This window comes from Vibrio splendidus 12E03 (assembly GCF_000272105.2).
In the GTDB taxonomy this organism is placed as follows: domain Bacteria; phylum Pseudomonadota; class Gammaproteobacteria; order Enterobacterales; family Vibrionaceae; genus Vibrio; species Vibrio splendidus_I.
On record NZ_AJZD02000302.1, the window covers coordinates 1 to 381 of the forward strand.

Annotated in this window: 1 protein-coding gene; it reads left to right on the plus strand. The window is 43.8% G+C overall.

Translation table 11 applies throughout. The annotated features are described in order from the left end of the window. A partial coding sequence (locus tag A142_RS25010) for a hypothetical protein (RefSeq protein WP_032545429.1) occupies positions 1 to 237 on the plus strand: 237 nt, incomplete at its 5' end. Between the last annotated feature and the right edge of the window lie 144 nt (positions 238 to 381).

Genomic DNA, 381 nt, shown 5'->3' on the forward strand with positions numbered 1-381 from the left:
ATGTGCGAAAAGCAAAAACGTATAGAAGAGCTCGAAATAGAGAATGTTAACCTCTATCGAACGCTCTCTGAGGCGTACAAGTTTAACGCGGAAGAGCGCAAGCTTAATGCAGAAGAGCGTAAGCTCTATGTTGAGCAACGAAACATCGACAGCCAGCTTATCTGGCGTCCATGGCAAGTTGCGTTAATTCCGATATTACTTGGCGTACTTGCATTAGTCGCTGCTATCGCTAGATAAACCTCAATTCGACTTAACCTTAAAGCCTCTATCTTAGATAGGGGCTTTTTTAATTACATCGCGCTTTGCGCACCACCCACATGGGATGTCTCCCTGGTGGGGGCATCCTTTTATTTTTTTAAGAGGAACTGATTATGCCAAATT